Source organism: Neorhizobium petrolearium (genome assembly GCF_017873175.1).
Classification (GTDB): Bacteria; Pseudomonadota; Alphaproteobacteria; order Rhizobiales; family Rhizobiaceae; genus Neorhizobium; species Neorhizobium petrolearium.
In genome coordinates, this window is record NZ_JAGGJW010000014.1 from 201,726 (window position 1) to 220,587 (window position 18,862).

At 60.1% G+C, this 18,862-nt stretch carries 19 protein-coding genes and 1 tRNA gene; 9 read left to right on the top strand and 11 right to left on the bottom strand.

Annotation, left to right across the window (positions count from 1 at the left end; all coding sequences use genetic code 11):
- Positions 1–12: 12 nt before the first annotated feature.
- The 9 genes from J2046_RS25185 to J2046_RS25230 all read right to left on the bottom strand — a co-directional run bounded on the left by J2046_RS25185 (position 13) and on the right by J2046_RS25230 (position 8,201).
- Positions 13–1,227 (bottom strand): molybdopterin molybdotransferase MoeA, encoded by a 1,215-nt coding sequence (locus tag J2046_RS25185; protein WP_210056546.1) that lies wholly within the window; start codon positions 1,225–1,227, stop codon positions 13–15.
- Positions 1,228–1,242: 15 nt separating this feature from the next.
- Positions 1,243–1,722, bottom strand: a complete 480-nt coding sequence (moaC, locus tag J2046_RS25190) for a cyclic pyranopterin monophosphate synthase MoaC (protein WP_210056547.1) — start codon at positions 1,720–1,722, stop codon at positions 1,243–1,245.
- The gene (trpC, locus tag J2046_RS25195; protein ID WP_210056548.1) at positions 1,722–2,537 is read right to left on the bottom strand and encodes an indole-3-glycerol phosphate synthase TrpC; all 816 of its coding nucleotides are present in this window, start codon (positions 2,535–2,537) and stop codon (positions 1,722–1,724) included. Before trpC ends, moaC begins: the two co-directional genes overlap by 1 nt.
- 4 nt (positions 2,538–2,541) lie before the next feature.
- A complete protein-coding gene (trpD, locus tag J2046_RS25200; RefSeq protein ID WP_210056550.1) occupies positions 2,542–3,558 on the bottom strand; it encodes an anthranilate phosphoribosyltransferase in 1,017 nt (338 codons plus the stop codon).
- A gap of 18 nt (positions 3,559–3,576) precedes the next feature.
- Entirely contained in the window at positions 3,577–5,460 is a 1,884-nt protein-coding gene (locus J2046_RS25205) for a peptidylprolyl isomerase (RefSeq protein WP_210056552.1), read from the bottom strand.
- Between the two features lie 354 nt (positions 5,461–5,814).
- Positions 5,815–6,162: a DMT family protein gene (locus J2046_RS25220; RefSeq protein WP_210056554.1), complete on the bottom strand. Its 348-nt coding sequence runs from the start codon at positions 6,160–6,162 to the stop codon at positions 5,815–5,817.
- Between the two features lie 42 nt (positions 6,163–6,204).
- Positions 6,205–6,414, bottom strand: a complete 210-nt coding sequence (locus tag J2046_RS34380) for a hypothetical protein (RefSeq protein ID WP_411828551.1) — start codon at positions 6,412–6,414, stop codon at positions 6,205–6,207.
- Positions 6,415–6,535: 121 nt separating this feature from the next.
- Positions 6,536–6,697, bottom strand: coding sequence for a hypothetical protein (locus J2046_RS25225; protein WP_210056556.1), 162 nt, complete (start codon positions 6,695–6,697; stop codon positions 6,536–6,538).
- Between the two features lie 412 nt (positions 6,698–7,109).
- Positions 7,110–8,201: an Acg family FMN-binding oxidoreductase gene (locus J2046_RS25230; protein ID WP_210056559.1), complete on the bottom strand. Its 1,092-nt coding sequence runs from the start codon at positions 8,199–8,201 to the stop codon at positions 7,110–7,112.
- Between the two features lie 71 nt (positions 8,202–8,272).
- Between J2046_RS25230 and J2046_RS25235 the strand changes: the two genes are divergently transcribed.
- Entirely contained in the window at positions 8,273–8,755 is a 483-nt protein-coding gene (locus J2046_RS25235) for an SGNH/GDSL hydrolase family protein (protein WP_210056561.1), read from the top strand.
- 498 nt (positions 8,756–9,253) lie between these two features.
- Here the strand turns inward: J2046_RS25235 and J2046_RS25240 are convergent, their stop codons facing one another.
- Positions 9,254–10,024 carry an ABC transporter permease gene (locus J2046_RS25240; RefSeq protein ID WP_210056562.1) on the bottom strand — a complete coding sequence of 257 codons (771 nt, stop codon included), beginning with the start codon at positions 10,022–10,024 and terminating at the stop codon, positions 9,254–9,256.
- A 120-nt stretch (positions 10,025–10,144) separates the two neighbouring features.
- Here J2046_RS25240 and J2046_RS25245 point away from each other — a divergent pair, with 120 nt between their 5' ends.
- Positions 10,145–10,537 carry a hypothetical protein gene (locus J2046_RS25245; RefSeq protein ID WP_210056563.1) on the top strand — a complete coding sequence of 131 codons (393 nt, stop codon included), beginning with the start codon at positions 10,145–10,147 and terminating at the stop codon, positions 10,535–10,537.
- 214 nt (positions 10,538–10,751) lie between these two features.
- On the opposite strand, the gene J2046_RS25250 is transcribed toward J2046_RS25245, so the two are convergent.
- A tRNA-Ser gene (locus J2046_RS25250) sits at positions 10,752–10,841 on the bottom strand.
- A gap of 400 nt (positions 10,842–11,241) precedes the next feature.
- Between J2046_RS25250 and J2046_RS25255 the strand changes: the two genes are divergently transcribed.
- The 7 genes from J2046_RS25255 to J2046_RS25285 all read left to right on the top strand — a co-directional run bounded on the left by J2046_RS25255 (position 11,242) and on the right by J2046_RS25285 (position 18,626).
- A complete protein-coding gene (locus J2046_RS25255; RefSeq protein WP_210056564.1) occupies positions 11,242–12,321 on the top strand; it encodes a septal ring lytic transglycosylase RlpA family protein in 1,080 nt (359 codons plus the stop codon).
- Between the two features lie 67 nt (positions 12,322–12,388).
- Positions 12,389–13,555 carry a D-alanyl-D-alanine carboxypeptidase family protein gene (locus tag J2046_RS25260; RefSeq protein ID WP_210056590.1) on the top strand — a complete coding sequence of 389 codons (1,167 nt, stop codon included), beginning with the start codon at positions 12,389–12,391 and terminating at the stop codon, positions 13,553–13,555.
- A 62-nt stretch (positions 13,556–13,617) separates the two neighbouring features.
- Positions 13,618–14,316 (top strand): dTMP kinase, encoded by a 699-nt coding sequence (gene tmk / locus J2046_RS25265; protein ID WP_233470270.1) that lies wholly within the window; start codon positions 13,618–13,620, stop codon positions 14,314–14,316.
- Positions 14,313–15,341, top strand: a complete 1,029-nt coding sequence (locus tag J2046_RS25270) for a DNA polymerase III subunit delta' (RefSeq protein ID WP_210056566.1) — start codon at positions 14,313–14,315, stop codon at positions 15,339–15,341. Before tmk ends, J2046_RS25270 begins: the two co-directional genes overlap by 4 nt.
- Positions 15,342–15,445: 104 nt before the next feature.
- Positions 15,446–16,999 carry a methionine--tRNA ligase gene (metG, locus tag J2046_RS25275; protein ID WP_210056567.1) on the top strand — a complete coding sequence of 518 codons (1,554 nt, stop codon included), beginning with the start codon at positions 15,446–15,448 and terminating at the stop codon, positions 16,997–16,999.
- 19 nt (positions 17,000–17,018) lie between these two features.
- Positions 17,019–17,801: a TatD family hydrolase gene (locus J2046_RS25280; protein ID WP_210056568.1), complete on the top strand. Its 783-nt coding sequence runs from the start codon at positions 17,019–17,021 to the stop codon at positions 17,799–17,801.
- 3 nt (positions 17,802–17,804) lie between these two features.
- Positions 17,805–18,626 (top strand): MBL fold metallo-hydrolase, encoded by an 822-nt coding sequence (locus tag J2046_RS25285; protein WP_210056570.1) that lies wholly within the window; start codon positions 17,805–17,807, stop codon positions 18,624–18,626.
- Positions 18,627–18,862: the final 236 nt, after the last annotated feature.

The following is an 18,862-nucleotide window of genomic DNA, read 5'->3' on the forward strand; positions in this document are numbered from 1 at the left end:
TCCGGCTAGTCGTCAGGGACGTATCAGCAATACGGGACAAGGAGAGCCTGCAGGCAGTTCCGGCGCGTGCGGCGGGCGGATGATCAGCCCGCCGGACTGCGCAAAAATCTTCATCATCGAAGAATCCTGTTTCTGGAAGGCCTCGGCCACCAGATTACCGGCGTGATCCTTCGAGATCTTCGCACGCAGATAATCCTGGCGCTGGTCGTTGGCGGCCAGCGCCTTCGCCGTGATGCCTTCCACTTCGCGGTGCCTTTCCGGCAGGCGGGCGAGCTTGCGAAGCAGCGGCTCCAGAAAGAGCATACCGGTAACCAGGCTTGCAACCGGATTGCCCGGAAGGCCGAGCACCTGCATGCCTTCAAGGGTCCCGACCATGAGCGGCTTGCCCGGCCGCATGGCGATCCGCCAGAAATCGAGTTGCATGCCTGCGTTCTTCAGCGTCGCCTGGACGAGGTCGTGATCGCCGACCGAGGCGCCACCAAGCGTCACCAGCACATCGGCTTGCGCGGCGCGGGCCTTTTCGATCGCAGCAGCGATATCCTCTTGCCGATCCCTGACGATGCCGAAGTCCAGAACCTCGCCGCCATTGTCGCGCACCAGCGCGGAGACGCCGAACGTGTTGGACGCGATGATCTGTGCCGGACCGGGTGTGTCGCCGGGCAAGACCAGTTCGTCGCCGGTCGCCAGGATTGCGACGCGCGGACGACGATAGACGGAAAGCTCCGGATGGTTCGCCGCAGCGGCGACCGTCAGGTGCGAAAAATCGAGAAGGGTGCCGGGATGGAGCACCGTCTCGCCCTCAAAAAAGTCCTGGCCGCGCGGGCGTACATGCCGGCCCTTCACGACCGCGAACGTGGTGCGGATACGGTTGCCGTCCAGCCTTTCGGCATCCTCCTGGATCAATACGGAATCGGCACCTTCCGGCAGGGGCGCGCCGGTGAAGATGCGAACGGTCTCCCCTTTGCCGACCACCCCTTCGAAAGCATGGCCGGCAGCGGCACTGCCGATAACCATCAATTCAGAGTCGATCGCAGATGCATCTTCGGCTCGCAGAGCATAACCATCCATAGCGGAAGCATCGAATGGCGGCTGAGTAAGCTGGGCGATCACGTCGGCCGCCAGAACCCGGCCGCTGGCCTCGCCAAGTGGAACGGTTTCGCTTCCGGCAATCGGGTCCGCCTTGTCCAGCAGGCGGCTCTTCGCCTCGGAAACGGGCAACAATGCCATCTCTCAGCCCTCCACTCAGCCCTTTGGGCGATAGGTTCCGGACTTGCCGCCGGTCTTTTCGAGAAGACGAATCCCCCCGATCTCCATCCCCTTGTCGGCGGCCTTGGCCATGTCATAGATCGTCAGGCACGAGACGGAAACCGCTGTCAGCGCCTCCATCTCGACGCCGGTCTTGCCGGTAAGCTTCGCTGTCGCCCTAACGCGCAGGCCCGGAAGCGTCTCGTCTTCTGTGATATCCACCGAAACCTTGGTCAGCATCAGCGGATGGCAGAGTGGGATCAGGTCCGACGTCTTCTTGGCTGCCATGATGCCGGCCAGTCGCGCCGTGCCGATCACATCGCCCTTTTTTGCGTTGCCCTCGCGGATCAACGAGAGCGTTTCCGGCAGCATGCGGACGTAACCTTCGGCCGTCGCCGAACGATTCGTCTCGGCCTTGTCGCCGACATCGACCATATGCGCCTCGCCGGACGTGCCGATATGGGTGAGGTTCGCCATTACTCTGCCGCCAGGGTCGCGGTCTCGCCGGTCAGAAGCAGGCGGGTCGCCGCGGCCACGTCGTCCTTGCGCATCAGGCTTTCGCCGACGAGGAAGGTGTTGATGCCGACCTGTCTGAGGCGCTGGCAGTCTTCGTGCGTGAAAATGCCGCTTTCTCCGACGAGCAGACGATCGGCCGGCACCATCGGCGCCAGTTTTTCGCTCGTTTCCAGGCTCAATTCGAAGGTGCGCAGGTTACGGTTGTTGATACCGATCAGCGGCGAGGGGAGTTTGAGCGCCCGCTCCATCTCTTCGGCATCATGGACCTCGATCAGAACGTCCATGTCGAGTTCGACGGCAACATCGTAAAGCTCGCGCGCTTCACCGTCGGACAGCGATGCCATGATCAGCAGGATACAGTCGGCGCCCCAGGCACGCGCCTCATAGACCTGATAGGGCTCGAACATGAAGTCCTTGCGCAGAGCCGGAAGCGAGCAGGCATTACGGGCCGCGATCAAAAATTCCGGAGCTCCCTGGAAGCTCGGCTTGTCGGTCAATACCGAAAGGCAGGCAGCGCCGCCGGCTTCATAAGCGGCAGCAAGGGCAGGGGGATCGAAATCCGGGCGGATCAGACCCTTTGACGGGCTGGCCTTCTTGATCTCGGCAATGAGAGCGAATCCGCCTGCATCCTGCTTTGCCTTCAGCGCCCGATAGAAACCGCGCGGGGCGGGCTGCTCGGCGGCGCGGAGCTTCACCTCGGCGAGCGGCAGGGTCGCCTTGGCAGCGGCGATTTCCTCGCGCTTGTAGGCTTCGATCTTCTTCAGGATATCGGTCACGGCTTCAATCCTTTTCGTTCGAGACGGCGACGAGGCGGTCGAGGGCCGCCGCTGCCTCGCCGCTTTCCAGCGAACGGGCAGCAAGCCTCATGCCGTCCGCGATCGTTTCCGCCTTGCCGGCGATCACTAGGGCCGCCGCCGCGTTGCAGAGGGCGATATCGCGATAGGCATTTTTCGCACCGGCGAGCACCGCGCGCAAGGCCGCAGCATTGACCATCCCATCGCCGCCTTTGAGTTCGGCGAGCGTCGCAGGCTGCACGCCGAAATCCATCGGTGTCAGTTCGAAGGAACGGATCTTGCCGTCTTCCAGCGCGGTAACCTGGGTAATGCCTGTCGTGGTGATTTCATCCATACCGTCGCCATGCACCACCCAGACGGTTTCGGAGCCCAAGTCGCGCAGCACTTCGGCGATCGGCTCCAGCCATTTCGGCGCGAAGACACCAAGAAGCTGGCGTTTGGCTCCTGCCGGGTTCGAAAGGGGACCGAGCAGGTTGAAGATCGTGCGCGTGCCGAGCTCGACGCGACTCGGGCCGACATGGCGCATCGCCGCATGATGCATGGAGGCGAACATGAAGCCGATGCCGGCTTCCCTGATGCAGCGGGTGATCAGGTCGGGGCCGATTTCCAGATCGACGCCCAGCACCGACAGCGCGTCGGCCGTGCCGGATTTCGAGCTCTGCGCCCGATTGCCGTGCTTGGCGACCGGTACGCCGCAGCCGGCGACGATGAGCGAGGCGAGGGTGGAAATATTATAGGTTCCCAAGCCGTCGCCGCCGGTGCCGACGATATCGATCGCGTCAGCCGGGGCATCGACGGGCAGCATTTTCGAACGCATGGTGGCGACCGCACCGGTGATCTCTGCGACAGTCTCGCCACGCACACGCAGTGCCATCAGGAAGCCGCCGATCTGCGAGGGCGTTGCCTCTCCCGACATCAGGATGTCGAAAGCCTCACGCGCTTCCTCACGCGTCAGGCTCTCGCCATTGGCGACCTTGGCGATAAGGGGTTTCAGCTCAGGCATACTCGGCTACCTCGCACATTACTGCAGCATGACCTGATTGAGGACGGTCTGGTTGACGGAGACGCCATAACTGTTCTTCAGGCTGTTGACCATCTGGTCGAGCATGTCGTCGCCGACCGCCTCCGCCATCCGCTCCAGTTGCTCATCGCCGGAAAGCGCATCGGTGGTCACCTGATCGACGGCTGTCACCTTCATCAGGAGACGGCTTTCACCATCGGCGCCAAGCGCTGTGGCAGTGATGCCGACCGGGCCGGAGAAAGCTGCCGCGATCGCTTCGCCTCCGAAAATTGCGTCCTCCCCGCCGCGGCGCAGGCCCTGCTTGTTTTCGACCGAAAGGCCGAGTTCTGCGCCGATGGCCTCAATAGTCTCGCCCTTATCCAGGCGGCCCTTGAGCTCATTGGCCTTGGCTGCAAGCGCCTGGCGCTGCTGTTCCGCGGTCCAGTCGGCAATCGCCTTGTCGCGCACTTCGGCAAGCGGCCTGTCGCGCTCGGGGACGATGTTGCGGACCTCGAACCAGACATAACCATCATTGCCGAGGTTCACCGGAATGGTATCGGCGCCAGGCTCGGTGCGAAAGACTTCGCCGAGCAGCTGATTGGAAGCCGGAAGATCAGCGATCTGCTGCTCCTGCTCGTTGCGGCCCGAGGCATCGGCGGTGACGGTGACGATCTTGAGATTGAGATCCTTGGCCGTATCTTCCAGTGACGTGCCGCCGCTGCGCATGTCTTCAAAGCGGTCGTGGACGTTCAGGACTTCCTGGGAGGCCGCGGAAACCGCAAGCTGCTTGCGGATATCCTCTTTCACCTCGTCGAACGAACGGGTCGTTTCCGGGCGAATATTGGTGACGCGCAGGATCACCGGACCAAAGGTGCCGTCAATGACGGGCGTCGTGCCGCCGGCCGCTGCAACCTTGAAGGCGGGCTCGGCAAAGGTCGGATCCGGCATGTTCTCCCTGGTGAAGTCACCCAGCAGCACGTCGGTCGGCGTCTTGCCCTGGTCCTTGATGATCTGGTCGAAGGTCGCCGTCCCATCCTTGAGCTGCGTTGCGGCAGCTTCCGCCATTTCCTTGTCCGGGAACGTAAGCTGCTCGATCGTGCGGGTTTCGTGAGTCTTGTAGTTGTCCTTGCTTTTCTCGTACTGGGCACGCACATGGTCATCCGTGATCGAGGACACATCGGCGATATCGGCCGGCTGCAGCTTTACATAGGCGAAGGTCCGGTATTCCGGCGCCCGATAACGGCTTTTCACACCTTCGAACCAGGCGGACAGCACGTCGTCGGCCGGCGCCTTGACCGGATCGATATTGGCGTTGGAGAGCAGGAGATAGTCGACGGAACGGCTCTCATCGCGATACTGCTTCAAGGCATCGACGAGTACTTGCGGCGGCTTGAATCCGTCGGACACCGCCTCGACGACCTGGCTTCGCACTGCAACCTTGGTGCGCTCCTTGATGTAGTCATCCTCCCGGATACCTGCATTGCGCAGCCTCGACGTAAAGAGGTTGCGATCAAACTGGCCATTGACGCCCTTGAAGGCCGGATCCTCGGCAATCAGGCCCGCGAGCCTTTCCTCGGAAAGACCGAGGTTCATATCATCCGAAAGCTGATCGAGCGCAGCGCCGGCAGCAAGCTGGGCGAAAACCTCGTTCTCGACACCAAAGGCGCGCGCCTGCTCGGCGGTCAGTTGGGTGCCAAACTGGCGGCTCAGATTGGCGATCTGGCGCTGGTAGGCCAGGCGGAATTCCTCAGCCGATATCTGCTGGTCCCCGACCGTCATCACGGTATTGCCGTTCGCCGTCAACATCGAACTGGAAACACCCCAGATGCCGAAGGAAACGACCAGAAGCAGGAGGAGAGCCTTGGCAACCCAGGAGCGGGCGGCGTTTCTGAGGGAATCAAGCATCGATCAACATACCTTACGAATAGTCCTGCCGCCTGAAACAAAGCGGATTGAAGGACTGTCTCTAAATCAAACCGAGACGGAAATGAAGGCATGCCGACGGAAAAGCGAACGGTGTTCGTTCATGCGTGTCTGGCAGCCGTCCCACCCGAAGAAATGGGGGCGGCATTCAGACGGTCTGCCAAGGCTCCGGCATCCTGCGGTGCGCGGACCTTCACGTCATTGTCGAAATAGACGTAAACATCCCGACCATGGGTCCGGGGAGGGGAGGCTGAATCGACACGTTCGGCCTCCTTCGGATCCTGTCCCTTCGCCCATTGGCGGATCAGATGAGCCCACGACGGTTCCTGAAGCGGCCTATTTTGTGAAGATGAAAAAGGCGCCGAGGGCGATGAAACCGAAACCGACGATCTGCTTCCAATGGATCGTTTCGCCGAGATAAAGCACGGAAAAGATTACGAAGACAGAGAGCGTGATGATCTCCTGAATGGTCTTCAGCTGAGCCGCGTTGAAATAGCCGTAACCGATCCGGTTGGCCGGCACCTGCATGCAATATTCGAAAAAGGCGATGCCCCAACTCGCCAATATAACGATATAGAGCGGCTTATCCCCGAACTTCAGGTGGCCGTACCAGGCAAATGTCATGAAGACGTTGGAAAGAATCAGGAAGCCGATGGTAAGGAAGGGAACGGCGGCGTTGGGCATGGGTGATGATTCCGTGGCAGGATAAAAGATGCCCTACGGCAATCACGTCCGCGCTCGAAACACAAGCGGCTGGTCATCCATGAGACGAGAGCGAGCCACTTCGGCGCCGGCGGCCGGGCGCGCGACGGAGCCCGCGAAACGGCAATACTGCCTGACCGGGCATTCCGAGCAGCGCGGATTGCCGAACCTGCAGAAGAGTTGGCCGAGACGTTTTGTCAGGACATGGAATTCCGACAGTTCGAATGCGTCCAATCCGGCACTGCGGCCGTGACTGCAAGCGCATCCTTCACGTAAGACACCTTATCCTTCGCCTGGGTGACGCCGTTGATCGCGTGTTCGATACCGACGTCGGGCCCTAGGAAGCCGTAGAGGCTCAATGCAAGGTGTCTAGCCGGATCTCGTCCTCGAGCGTGCGGAAGGCTTCGTAAAGCGCCTCGACCAGGATATCGGTCAGCTTATCGGCGTCACTGGTCTGCAGGAACAGCGCGATCGACTGTTCGGACGGCTGGTTTGTAGAGTTGGTCTCGTTCGACATCACAGTCCCCAATCATTCGGGATCATCCCGACGAGAAGACGATAGGGATATTGGCTTGCGCCGAGCTTGATGGATGGAAGGCGCCAGGCATGCCGTCGCTCTCCGCGCACCGTTATTCAGCTAGCGTTCATTTAGCAAATGTCAATTCAGGTGCGCCGTATCGCCTTACGGCAAGAGACCCGGCGTGTGGATCACACGAGGCGCACGCCGGGTCTCGATATCGAATTGGAGGGTGCCTTGCGACTGGCAGCGATCTTCAAACGTCTGTTCTTCGTCTGGCAAAGACGCCGAGACTATGATGTTATCGATTATGCCGTGGGATATCGCGAGCCTTGGATTGAGCAGTCGATTCGCGATTTCGAGCGACGGTTAAAGGACTGATCGACAAGGCCGACGGTCATCTTTCCCTACGCTAGATCAGCACGGTCTCCACGGGACGCCGCGGAGAAAAGGCAAGTTCCGGGCCGTAACCGAATCGCATCACGATATCGGGCCGCATCCCCCTCTCACCGATCAGCGTCGCCAGTTCCGGTCGCAGACGCGCCACCTCGACGGGTTGATTGACGAAGGCGTGTTTGACGCCGAGGCTGGTCGCCGTCAGCGCGAAACGCTGACAGGCGCGGCCGACCGCAATCCAGTGCGCCGGGCTCTCCTCCTCGGCAAGAAAGACGGCGATTCCCGCCGACGAATCGATCTGACGCGCATATTTGTCGTTCTCGGACGCGGGACTGAAGAAAAGCTCGAACGCGTAGCCGCCAAGAAGATCGGGGAGCACCGGATTGCCGCTCGCAGCCGAGAACAGGCCGTCGCCGGAAGTCATGGCGGCGCGGGGATTGAAGCGCAGCCACTGCTTCAATTCCGCCATGAAGGCGGGAGTGCCCATCTGCGCGTCATTACCCGCGACGATCAGGTCCCGCACCTGCCGCATCAGGACCCGGTCGGAAAGAAGGACAGGCCGGACCCCAGGCATTTCGGCAGCCCGCCGGAGCTTTTCGAGATGTTCGGCAGGTACAGGACGTCCATCATAGGTGGCTCGGGTGGACTGTCGCGCCGGAATTGCTGCGAAAAGCGGATCGGATCGCGACGCGCCTTCGGAAAAAGAATAGCGCAGGCGGGCGCCGTCTGCATCGATCTCCAGTTCGCCTGGTCGTCCCGTCGCCCCCGCAGCGATCAGCAGATTCTCCGCTGCGCAGCCGAGACTGACGAAGAGATGATGGTCATCCGGATCAACGGCCGGCGTCCTGCGCGACCGATCGGGCAGGATGCTGATAGAGCCGTCTTCGATGCGAAAGCGCCATGGCTGGGTATTGTGACTGTTGGCCGCGAGTGTCGCATAGCGGACAAGGTCGACCATATCCGGTTGGGCCGGGATCGGAGCGCGCAAGCGGGCCGCATAATCGTCATATCCGCTCATAGACCCGACAGCCGACCGCCACCCGGCGACTCCCACGCCCCCAAGCAGCAGAGTGCCGGCCGCGCCAATGAGCATACTCCGTCTGTTCATGCTGCCTCCTTTTTCTGGCATTTTATATGGGCGGATGGATATGCGTTTGAGCTTGGTCAAAAAGGGCAACGGTGGGTGGCGACGACCCGGCGAAGGTGTTCAACGGGTATATCTTCGACATGGAGTTCTACCTCGATCGCTTCGGCTTGGCTGATCCCGACGTCGTGGTGATCAATCTCGGAACCAACGAAATCACCCAACAGGACGCGGCGACGAGCCTGGCGCAAATACAGACAGGCCTGAATGTCATGGTGTCGCAGGTATGTGCGGCGCTGCCGAACGCTTACATCCTGATCGTCTGGAATTCGCTTGGACCCGCCGAAGGCGACGATCGGTGGAATACCGAACACAGAGCGGCGCTCGGAGCCATCATCAAGTTCGTGAAAGACTTGGCGGACTCCAAGTTCCTTATGGTGCCGATCTACGCCACCGTCAGCCGTGAAAACGGTTTCCGGTGGACAAGTCAGCACAGCCGATGCAGACACCGGTATCAGTGCGATCACCCTAAGCGACGGTATCCATTATGGCGAATACGGCATCGCTCAGTATGGTGACGTGGTGGCGCAGTTCGTGTTGACACTGTTGGCATGAACCATGCCATAGGTGCGGCTTCTGCCACCCTCACTCCTCGACTGAAGAAGCATGTTCCTCTGAACATGGGGAACATCGATAGGTGAACCCCACTTGCGTCCAGAAGTCCTTCACGTTCCGGTCAGGACGTTTCTGGCACGAGTGGCAGGCGACCTTGGGAAATTCTGCAGCCAGGTCCATTTCTCGGATGTGCTTCATGGTGCTCTCCGGACAGTGATACGAATCAAGGCGAATTGAAGCATCCGACGGTCGGGCCAGTCGAGTGAGAACATGAGGCGGCGCGTTGGAAAGGCATCGGACAGAAAAGGTCCTATGTTCCAACCTCCTATTCACCGCCGCACCAGGCGGCGAACATTCGTCCTTGCCGCGACACCAGGACTAAAATGTCGGCCACTACTGCCTTGACCGAGGATTTGTCGACGACTCCTGCCAGGAGTGCCAGCATGCATTGAGCTTAGGCTTCAATTTTGGCGCCGCGCGACTGGCCAAACAGTAAAAATGAAAAGCCCTGAAGACAGTAATATCAGCGAGAACCAAAACAGATAGGAAAAGTCCATCCCATCCATTATGTCGGCACCATAAAAGCCTTCTCTAAACAGAATGACGACGTGGGTGACGGGATTTGCGAGGAGAAACTCTCTGAATGGGTGCGGCATCTGGCGCGGTACATAGAAGACGCCCGAAAGCACAAAGAGCGGCCGCATTATGATTCCGAACAGCTTTTCGTAAAGCGGAAAACGCTCGAAAAGGACGATGTTCCCGAGGGCGACGCCAGTGGCAAGAGCCCATGCGGCTACCATTGCCTCGATGATATCACCCCAAAGCAAGCTGTGAGGGTGCTTTTCGCCATGGCGTGTCACCCAAAGAATAACGAAGGCGACAAGCAAAGAAGTGATCGCCTGAAGGACGCCTCTGGCGACGATCGGATCAATTGGTGAAACCGTCGGGTACTGTAGCAGTCCCTTGTTGGCGCTGACCGATGAGGTCAAATAACTCGCCATGCCGCTATACATGTTATAAGCGAGAAAGCCTGTGGCAAAGAAGAGCGGGAAAGACTCGCCGAGCGCAGGCAATCGCGCAAACGCACCGAAAATCACGCTCATGACTGAGACGTAAGCGATGGGCTCAAGAAAAGCCCAAAGATAGCCGCCTGGGCTACGCCCATATCTCGTTGCCACTTCTCTCAAGAGAAACGCCGACACAATTCGGATGTGAGACTTAAAGTGATCCAAGATGGTGCTCCATCACTGTCCTTGGTTCGCTCATACCCTCATCAAAGTGGCGACTTCAAGCCGGAACTCAATTTCGATTTCTTTCATCCAGGTCCCAGCGCAACTGCGGCGGCGCTTTCCATGCCCAATCGGAGAGCAACAGAAGACGAAGAAAACCCTAGGGGAAGGGGTCACTTCAGCGCCCAAGCGGGACGACAGTTCGCGAAGGGCCAACATTACCGCAAGCGCCGGGAGTTCACGGCGCCCGGCGATCATCAGATCATCATCAAGCAGCTTATCTTCGCACCACGGGTAGAATACTGGACAGATCCGGCGAACTTCCGCGGCAGAGCCTATTCGACCGTCATCGTGGAGATGCTGAACCCGGCAGTCGTCTTCCAGATCAATCCAGACGCGCTTCTCGGCATTCACAAGTGCCTCGGGCCGGTGCCTGACGACTATAGGAGCTTCAAGGCCGATGATGACTGGATCAGGCAGCAGGCTCGCCAGCGCCAATGCCTGGAACCGGGATGATGAGCGAGCTCGGAAAGCATTTTGTGAGACGTCCGATTCGGCCATAGCGCATCGCATCTCATGTCGCATTGGCTTACCGCGATCTTAGAGTTTGGCCGGATCAACGGGCGAATACATTAAGATCCTGCGCATCAATCGCGTGGGGAACGCAGTGGGGACGAGCTCTTTCGTTCTCTTAAAAGATGATTCATTTCAATTGCTTACTGAAAATTTCTGGCGGAAGAGGTGGGATTCGAACCCACGGTACGGTCTCCCGCACGCCGGTTTTCAAGACCGGTTCCTTAAACCACTCGGACACTCTTCCGTCGAATGCTGGCTTTATAGCCTGCAGGCTTTCGGCGTCAACTGAGCGCCGCCAATCATTTCTTTTCTACCGACAGACTGAAATACGTCTGATCGAATTTGACCGTCTCCTTCATCCGTGAGCCACCAGCATGTTCAAGTCGCTCACGAAGCGGTAAATCTTGCTCCTCGCGTCGTCAAAATTCCGGCTTTCACCCGCCCCACATTCGCAATCGATTAACCATACTCGATAAAAGTTTATCTATCTGCCCGATTTCGTTCGCATTTTCGCCATGTTGCCGGCAAAACTCCTCTGCTATCGACTTCGGCGGCATAGGGGTATGCGTCGAACCGGTTCACAATGGCTGCGAAAAGCGGAGCGGTGACGAGGACCGACTGCCGTAAATCGCAGCGAAAGCGGCATGGGACGGACGAGTTTGGGTTTGAGTGGCGGCAAGCTTTCGCTGAGTGCGAAATGGCTCGGGATAACACTGGTCTGCGTCGGAATGGCATCGTGCGCCACGACCGAGGCGCCCAAGAAGAAACCCCGCAGCAAGGAATATTTCTCCGAAAAGGAATATGGCGTAAAAGCAAGCCCTCGGGTTGTCGAGGCCGGAAAGCCCGTGCCGAAAGGTGGCGGTCGCTTCATGGTGGGCCAGCCGTACCAGGTGAAAGGGAAGACCTACGTTCCGAAGGAAGATCCCAACTACAATAAAAAGGGTCTTGCCTCGTGGTATGGTGCTGCTTTCCATGGCCGGTTCACCGCCAATGGCGAAGTTTACGACAGCGAACATCTCTCTGCCGCGCATCCGACCTTTCCTCTGCCGAGCTACGCACGCGTCACCAATCTTGATAACGGCACGTCGGTGATCGTCCGGGTCAACGATCGCGGGCCCTATCATCCTGGCCGCATCATCGACGTTTCCGACAAGACGGCCGAACTGCTGGACATGAAGCGGACCGGCACGGCACATGTGAACGTACAATATGTCGGGCGCGCCCGGATGGATGGCAGGGACATGCCGTTCCTGATGGCATCCTACATCCGCAAGGGCGATCGCCTGCCGTCGATCCAGCCCGAAGGGCAGATCGCAACGGGCGTCATGGTCGCGTCCAACCAGCCGCTGGGCGACCAGCTCCAGAGCTATGGCTCCGCCATGCCCACGCATGTCGCGCTTGCTGGCCGCACGCCGAGCGGTCCCGCGCCGGCAACGGCCGCGACACAGGCCTTTCAGGCATTTGAACAATTCGCGGCGCTTCCGCAGATAGGGCCGCTTCCCTCCGAACGGCCGATGGCCGGCGATCGACAACCACGGGCCGACGCTCCGGTCTATGCTGAATCAGCGCCGGCCAAGGGCAAGGCTATGGCGACCTACGCCCAACCGACAAACGCCCGGGCAACGGTTGCTTACGCGGAACCCACGGAAGCCAAGGCCCCGCAGGTGATGTTCGGCAACATGATCCTCGAAGCCCCAAGACCCGCTCAAAAGCCCGTGCGTTGAGAGCACCGCAATTGCGGTGAGTCGGCGGCGCTGCTAGGCATAGAGTGACGTGGTCGATGGGGTGATGATGCGGCGCCTTCTGTTTTTCCTTTGCCTGATTGTGCTTGGCGTTGCCCGGATTTCGGGACCTGCTAGCGCACAGCAACCCACGCCCGCCTTCGTCACCAAGGCGAAACAGGTTTACATGGTCGAGGCCAAGACGGGCACAGTGCTGCTCGCCTCGAATGAGAACCAGGCTTTCCCGCCGGCCTCGCTCGCCAAGCTGATGACGATGGAGGTCGTTTTCAGCGCCATCAGGCGCGGCGAGATCAGCCGCGACACCGTTTATCCCGTCAGCGAACATGCGTGGCGCACGGGCGGCGCGCCATCCGGTACGACGACCATGTTCGCAGCGCTGAAATCGCAGGTTCGGGTGGAGGATCTCGTCAAAGGCGTGATCGTGCAGAATGCCAATGACGCCTGCATCGTTCTGGCTGAAGGCATTTCCCGTTCCGATGGCGAATTTGCCGCCCGCATGACCGCCCGCGCCAAGGATCTCGGGCTCAGCCGCTCGGTCTTCGGTAATTCCACCGGCCTGCCGGGTGCGGAGAACCGCACGACAGCACGCGACCTCGTGGAACTCGCCCGACATATCCACCGCGAATATCCGGAATTCTATCCGCTCTATGCGCAGCCGGATTTCGAATGGAACAAGATCTTTCAGCGCAACAAGAACCCGCTTCTTGCGCTGAACATCGGCGTCGACGGCCTTGGCGCGGGTTTTGCGGAAGGATCCGGCTACGCGCTGGTCGCCTCGGTCGCACGCAACGGTACGCGGCTCTTTCTCGCCATGGGCGGCCTTGCGAGCGACAAGGAGAGGCTTGAGGAGGCGCGAAGGGTGCTGGAATGGGGACTTTCCTCGTTCGAGACCAAGGTGCTCTTCAAACAAGGGGAGGTGGTCGGTCAGGCAAGCGTCTACGGCGGGACGTCGCGCTATGTGGACCTCATCGCCAGGGAGCCGGTCGATATCTACCTGCCGACCAACAATCCCGATCGGCTATCGGGGCGAATCGTCTACCGCTGGCCTCTCAGAGCCCCTGTTGCGGAAGGGCAGCCGGTCGGTGTACTCAAGATTTCCTCCGCAGACAGAGTGGTGCGCGAAGTCCCGCTGGTGACCGCCCAATCCATCAAGACAGGCAGCCTGACGAGCCAGGCAACCGATGCGCTGCTCGAACTGATGTTCTTCTGGCTTTGAGACTTTGAGATTTGCGCATTGTTTCGCACTGCACCTATATTGCGCTATAAATTGATGAAGAGATGAATGCGGAAACACGCGTGGCAGAACGTTCCGGATTGTTCGTGACTTTCGAAGGCGGCGAGGGGGCCGGCAAATCCACCCAGATTCGGCGGCTGGCCGACCAATTGCGGCGTCGTGGCCACGACGTGCTCATGACCCGGGAGCCAGGCGGTTCGCCAGGGGCCGAGGCTGTGCGCCATGTCCTGCTTTCCGGTGCGGCAGAAGAATTCGGCGTGCGCATGGAAGCGATCCTGTTCGCGGCCGCCCGCAACGACCATGTCGAAGAAGTGATACGCCCGGCGCTCGAAAGCGGGGCAATTGTGCTTTGCGACCGTTTCATCGATTCTTCGCGCGTCTACCAGGGCGTGACCGGCAATCTGGAACCGGACTTCATCGAGGCGTTGCAGCGGGCGGCGATCGATGGTGTCGTCCCGGATTGTACGCTGATCCTCGATCTGCCTGCCGAGGTTGGCCTGAAACGCGCCCGCAAGCGCGGTGCGGAAAACGCCCCGGACCGATTCGAACGCGAGGAGATCGAAACGCACGAGAAGCGCCGCGAAGCCTATCTGGAGATCGCCGAAGCGGAACCAGGTCGCTGCCATGTGGTGAATGCCGAGCGTGCCGAGGATGAGATCGCAGACGAAATTTTCACCATCATCGAGCCGCTGATACGCGAGCTCGCCCTCAGGCAGACGCGCAATGCGGAATCGGTCGGATGAGCGAAGAGACCGCCGGCATCCTCGACGGCGCCGTGCCGCCGGCACGCAACCCGCATCTCTACGGCCATCGATCGGCCGAGGATTTCCTTGCGCGCAGCTACCGTTCGGGGAAGGGGCATCACGCAATTCTCATCGAGGGGCCGGAAGGGATCGGCAAGGCGACACTCGCCTTCCGTTTCGCCAATCACGTGCTCTCCCATCCCGATCCTGAAGCGGCGCCGGACCATCTCTCCGATCCTGACCCCAATTCGCCGGTGAGCCGGCAGATCGCGTCGGGCGCTTCGCATAATCTACTGCATCTGACGCGTCCGGTGGACGAGAAAACCGGGAAAGTGAAAACCGCGATCACCGTGGACGAGGTGCGCAAGGCGGGTCATTTCTTCTCGCAGACCTCCGGCACGGGCAATTGGCGGATCGTCATCATCGATCCGGCCGACGACCTCAACCGCAACGCTGCGAACGCTATCCTCAAGATCCTTGAAGAGCCGCCGCGGCGTGCGCTCTTCATCGTGCTCTCGCATGCGCCCGGAAAACTGCTGCCGACGATCCGCTCACGCTGCCAGTCGCTGAAGCTGTCACCGCTGAGCGATGAGAACCTGTCGAAGGCACTTGCCGGGCTTGGCATGCCGCTCGAAGGCGGCCGAACCGAGGAAATCGTGCTCTCCATGGGCAAAGGCAGTGTTGCGCAGGCGCTGAAGCTTCTGAACTATGGTGGCACCGAGATCATTGCCGCCTTCAATGAGGTGATGGCGGCAGACGGCCCGACCGCCCGAAAAGCCATGCACCGCCTGGCGGACGTGCTGTCCGGCAAGGAGAGCGACGTCATCTTCGGCTTCTTCCTGGAGCATCTGAGCGACTACCTGGTCGCTCGTGCACGCGAAGCGGCGTTCGCCGGCGATCTTCCGGCCGCCGACCGGCAGGCCAGGCTCGTCAGCGATATCGCCGAAAAGATCACGGTGGCGCAGGCCTACAACCTCGACCGCAAGCAGACGATCCTCTCGATTCTCGAAGCCGCCCGACGTTGATCGCGGGTAGGGCGGGGAACATCGCAAAGGAACTTTGTGTTTCGCTCCTGCGAAACATGCGCTAAGAGCGCTGCATCATTCCTTTAAGTGCCCGAGTGCCGACGATGCCGAACAAGACGCCCTATTACATCACCACCGCGATTTCCTATCCGAACGGCAAGCCGCATATCGGCCATGCCTATGAGCTGATCGCGACGGATGCCATGGCGCGCTTCCAGCGCCTCGACGGCAAGGATGTCTTCTTCCTGACCGGCACGGACGAGCATGGCCAAAAGATGCAGCAGACGGCTCGCGCCGAGGGCATCTCACCGGAAGCACTCGCCGAGAGAAACTCGAATGAATTCCGTGAGATGGGACGGTTGCTTAATGCATCAAACGATGACTTCATCCGCACTACCGAACCTCGCCATCACGAGGCTTCAAAGGACATCTGGAACCGGATGGCCGACAACGGCGACATCTACAAGGATACCTATGCCGGCTGGTATTCGGTGCGTGACGAGGCCTATTACGCTGAGAACGAGACCGAAGTGCGCGATGGCGTGCGTTACGGCCCCCAGGGCACGCCGGTCGAATGGGTGGAGGAGTCGAGCTATTTCTTCCGGCTCTCCGTCTATGAGGACAAGCTCCTCAAGCACTATGAGGAAAACCCGGATTTCATCGGTCCCAACGAGCGCCGCAACGAAGTCATCTCCTTCGTGAAATCCGGCCTCAAGGACCTGTCGGTGTCTCGCACCACCTTCGATTGGGGTATCAAGGTACCGAACGACCCGGCACATGTCATGTATGTCTGGGTCGATGCGCTGACCAATTACATTACCGCAACCGGCTATCTGGATAATCCGAACGGCCCGCGTGCGAAATATTGGCCGGCAGACGCGCATATCATCGGCAAGGACATCATCCGCTTCCACGCGGTCTATTGGCCGGCCTTCCTGATGTCGGCCAAACTACCGCTGCCGAAGCGTGTCTTCGCGCACGGCTTCGTACTGAATGCCGGCGAGAAAATGTCGAAATCGCTCGGCAACGTGGTCGATCCGTTCGAACTTCTGGAAAAGTTCGGGCTCGACTATGTTCGCTATTATCTCTGCCGTGAGATTTCCTTCGGCCAGGATGGCAATTGCAACGAGCAGCTCATCGCGACCCGCGTCAACGCCGATCTCGCCAATGGCATCGGCAATCTCGCCAGCCGCTCGCTGTCGATGATCGTCAAGAATTGCGATGGCATCGTGCCCGAGCCCGGTGAATTCACCGACGCGGACAGGGAGCTGCTTGCCGCAGCCGACGGCCTTCTCGCGACCTGCCGGGAGGAGATGGATAAACAGGCTATCCATCGTGCGCTCGCGGCGATCATCGGCGTCGTCTCGGATACGGACCGTTATTTCGCTGCGCAGGCGCCCTGGGTGCTCAAAAAGACCGACCCGGCCCGCATGGGCACCGTGCTCTACGTGGCGGCGGAAGTCGTGCGCCAGGTCGCCATCCTCCTGCAGCCATTCATGCCGGAATCATCCACCAAGCTGCTCGATCTGGTGGCGGCGCCGGCCGACGCCCGCGATTTCGCGGCACTCGGCGAGGCAGGGCGCTTGAAGCCCGGAACGCCGCTTGAAGCGCCGAGACCGGTCTTTCCACGTTACGGGGCGCCGGAAGCAAGCGCCTAATATAGCTCCAGGTTTTGCCATGCTGATCGATACCCATTGCCATCTGGATTTCGCCGATTTCGCGGAGGAACGCGACGCGATCGTCGCCCGCGCCCACGAAGCCGGCGTAAGCCAGATGGTGACCATCTCGACCCGTGTGCGAAGGCTCGACGACCTGCTGGCGATCACGGAGAAATATCCGTCAGTCTTCTGCTCGGTCGGCACCCATCCGAACAATGCCGGCGAAGAACTCGATATCCAGACGGAAGACCTGGTGCGACTTGCGAAGGCGCATGAGAAGATCGTCGCAATCGGTGAGGCGGGGCTCGACTATTTCTACGACACGCAGACGCCGGCCGATCAGAAGACCGGCTTCGTCCGCCACATAGCCGCGGCGCGGGAAACGGGCCTGCCGCTCGTCATCCATAGCCGCAGCGCCGACGCAGACATGATCGAGATACTGACCGTCGAAAGCGGGAAGGGGACATTTCCCTTCATCCTGCACTGCTTCTCGTCCGGTGCCGAGCTCGCCCGTGTCGGCGTGGAACTTGGCGGCTATGTCTCCTTCTCCGGTATCCTGACATTCCCGAAGTCGGAAGAGCTGAGAACCATTGCGCGGACCGTGCCGATAGACCGGTTATTGGTCGAGACCGACGCGCCGTATCTGGCGCCGAAGCGGTGGCGGGGAAAACGAAACGAGCCGTCCTACGTGGTGAATACCGCCGAAGTGCTCGCCGAATGCAAGAACGTGAGCTACGAGGAGATTGCCCGCGCCACTACCGAGAATGCCTTCCGCATCTTCTCCAAGATGCCGAGGCTCTGATCGGTGGCGCGGTATCGGCAGCGCTTCACCATTCTCGGCTGCTCGTCGTCACCCGGCGTGCCGCGGCCGAATGGCGATTGGGGCGCCTGCGATCCGGATAATCCGAAAAACCATCGAACGCGTGCCGCGTTTCTCGTCGAGCAGATCGCACCGGACGGCGCCAGCACCGTCGTGGTGATCGACACCGGCCCGGATTTCCGCCAGCAGATGATCGCCGCCCAGGTGGGCCGCGTCGATGCGGTGCTCTATACCCATGCGCATGCGGACCACCTGCATGGCATAGACGACCTGCGGACCTATTTCATGCTGCAGCGCCACCGCATCCCGGTCTATGCCGATCCGTTCACCATGGAGCGTATCCGGCAAGGTTTCGGCTATTGCCTGGAGACGCCGCCGGGCGGCAATTACCCGCCGATCGCGCGGCCGTTCCTGATCGAGACCATGGATGAGCCGATCATCATCGATGGTCCCGGTGGGCCGATCCGGTTCCTGCCGTACAGACAGGCCCACGGCGATATCCATTCGCTGGGCTTCCGGATCGGTGATGTGGCCTATTGCAGCGACGTCAGCGACTTTCCCCCGGAGAGCATTCCGAAGCTCACCGGTCTCGACGTGCTGATCATCGACGCGCTGCAATACAGATATCATCCGAGCCATCTGTCGCTCGAACAGGCACTCGACTGGATCGCGCGATTCCAACCCAAACGCGCGATCCTGACGCATATGCACATTCCGCTCGACTACGATACCGTCATGGCGGAAACGCCGGAGCATGTGGAGCCGGCCTATGATGGACTGGCGTTCGAAGTCGAGATCGATTTCTGACCTGATACTGCCGAAAGTTCCGCCAGTGGAGCGCCAAGGTCTTCGAACTTATGAATGAACGGGAATGAGCGCTGATCCCAAGGTTTTCCACCCCAAGATCATGGCTGTCAGTTCCATAATCTATCTTATGTGATTTTCACATGTAGCCGCAATGTTGAAGTGTCCTGTTTCTGCAAAGTTGGAATGTCACTCTCCCCGGGTTTTGATGACGGCGGAGATTGCGGATGGGATTGATA

Coding starts and splice junctions, on each gene's coding strand:
- J2046_RS25230 (WP_210056559.1), bottom strand. CDS start 8,201: ATGAACAGACGGAGTATGCTCATTGGCGCGGCCGGCACTCTGCTGCTT.
- J2046_RS25220 (WP_210056554.1), bottom strand. CDS start 6,162: ATGCCCAACGCCGCCGTTCCCTTCCTTACCATCGGCTTCCTGATTCTT.
- J2046_RS25255 (WP_210056564.1), top strand. CDS start 11,242: ATGGGACGGACGAGTTTGGGTTTGAGTGGCGGCAAGCTTTCGCTGAGT.
- J2046_RS25260 (WP_210056590.1), top strand. CDS start 12,389: ATGCGGCGCCTTCTGTTTTTCCTTTGCCTGATTGTGCTTGGCGTTGCC.
- J2046_RS25270 (WP_210056566.1), top strand. CDS start 14,313: ATGAGCGAAGAGACCGCCGGCATCCTCGACGGCGCCGTGCCGCCGGCA.
- metG (WP_210056567.1), top strand. CDS start 15,446: ATGCCGAACAAGACGCCCTATTACATCACCACCGCGATTTCCTATCCG.
- J2046_RS25245 (WP_210056563.1), top strand. CDS start 10,145: ATGCCCAATCGGAGAGCAACAGAAGACGAAGAAAACCCTAGGGGAAGG.
- tmk (WP_233470270.1), top strand. CDS start 13,618: ATGAATGCGGAAACACGCGTGGCAGAACGTTCCGGATTGTTCGTGACT.
- trpD (WP_210056550.1), bottom strand. CDS start 3,558: ATGCCTGAGCTGAAACCCCTTATCGCCAAGGTCGCCAATGGCGAGAGC.
- moaC (WP_210056547.1), bottom strand. CDS start 1,722: ATGGCGAACCTCACCCATATCGGCACGTCCGGCGAGGCGCATATGGTC.
- J2046_RS25280 (WP_210056568.1), top strand. CDS start 17,019: ATGCTGATCGATACCCATTGCCATCTGGATTTCGCCGATTTCGCGGAG.
- J2046_RS25225 (WP_210056556.1), bottom strand. CDS start 6,697: ATGTCGAACGAGACCAACTCTACAAACCAGCCGTCCGAACAGTCGATC.
- J2046_RS25205 (WP_210056552.1), bottom strand. CDS start 5,460: ATGCTTGATTCCCTCAGAAACGCCGCCCGCTCCTGGGTTGCCAAGGCT.
- J2046_RS25185 (WP_210056546.1), bottom strand. CDS start 1,227: ATGGCATTGTTGCCCGTTTCCGAGGCGAAGAGCCGCCTGCTGGACAAG.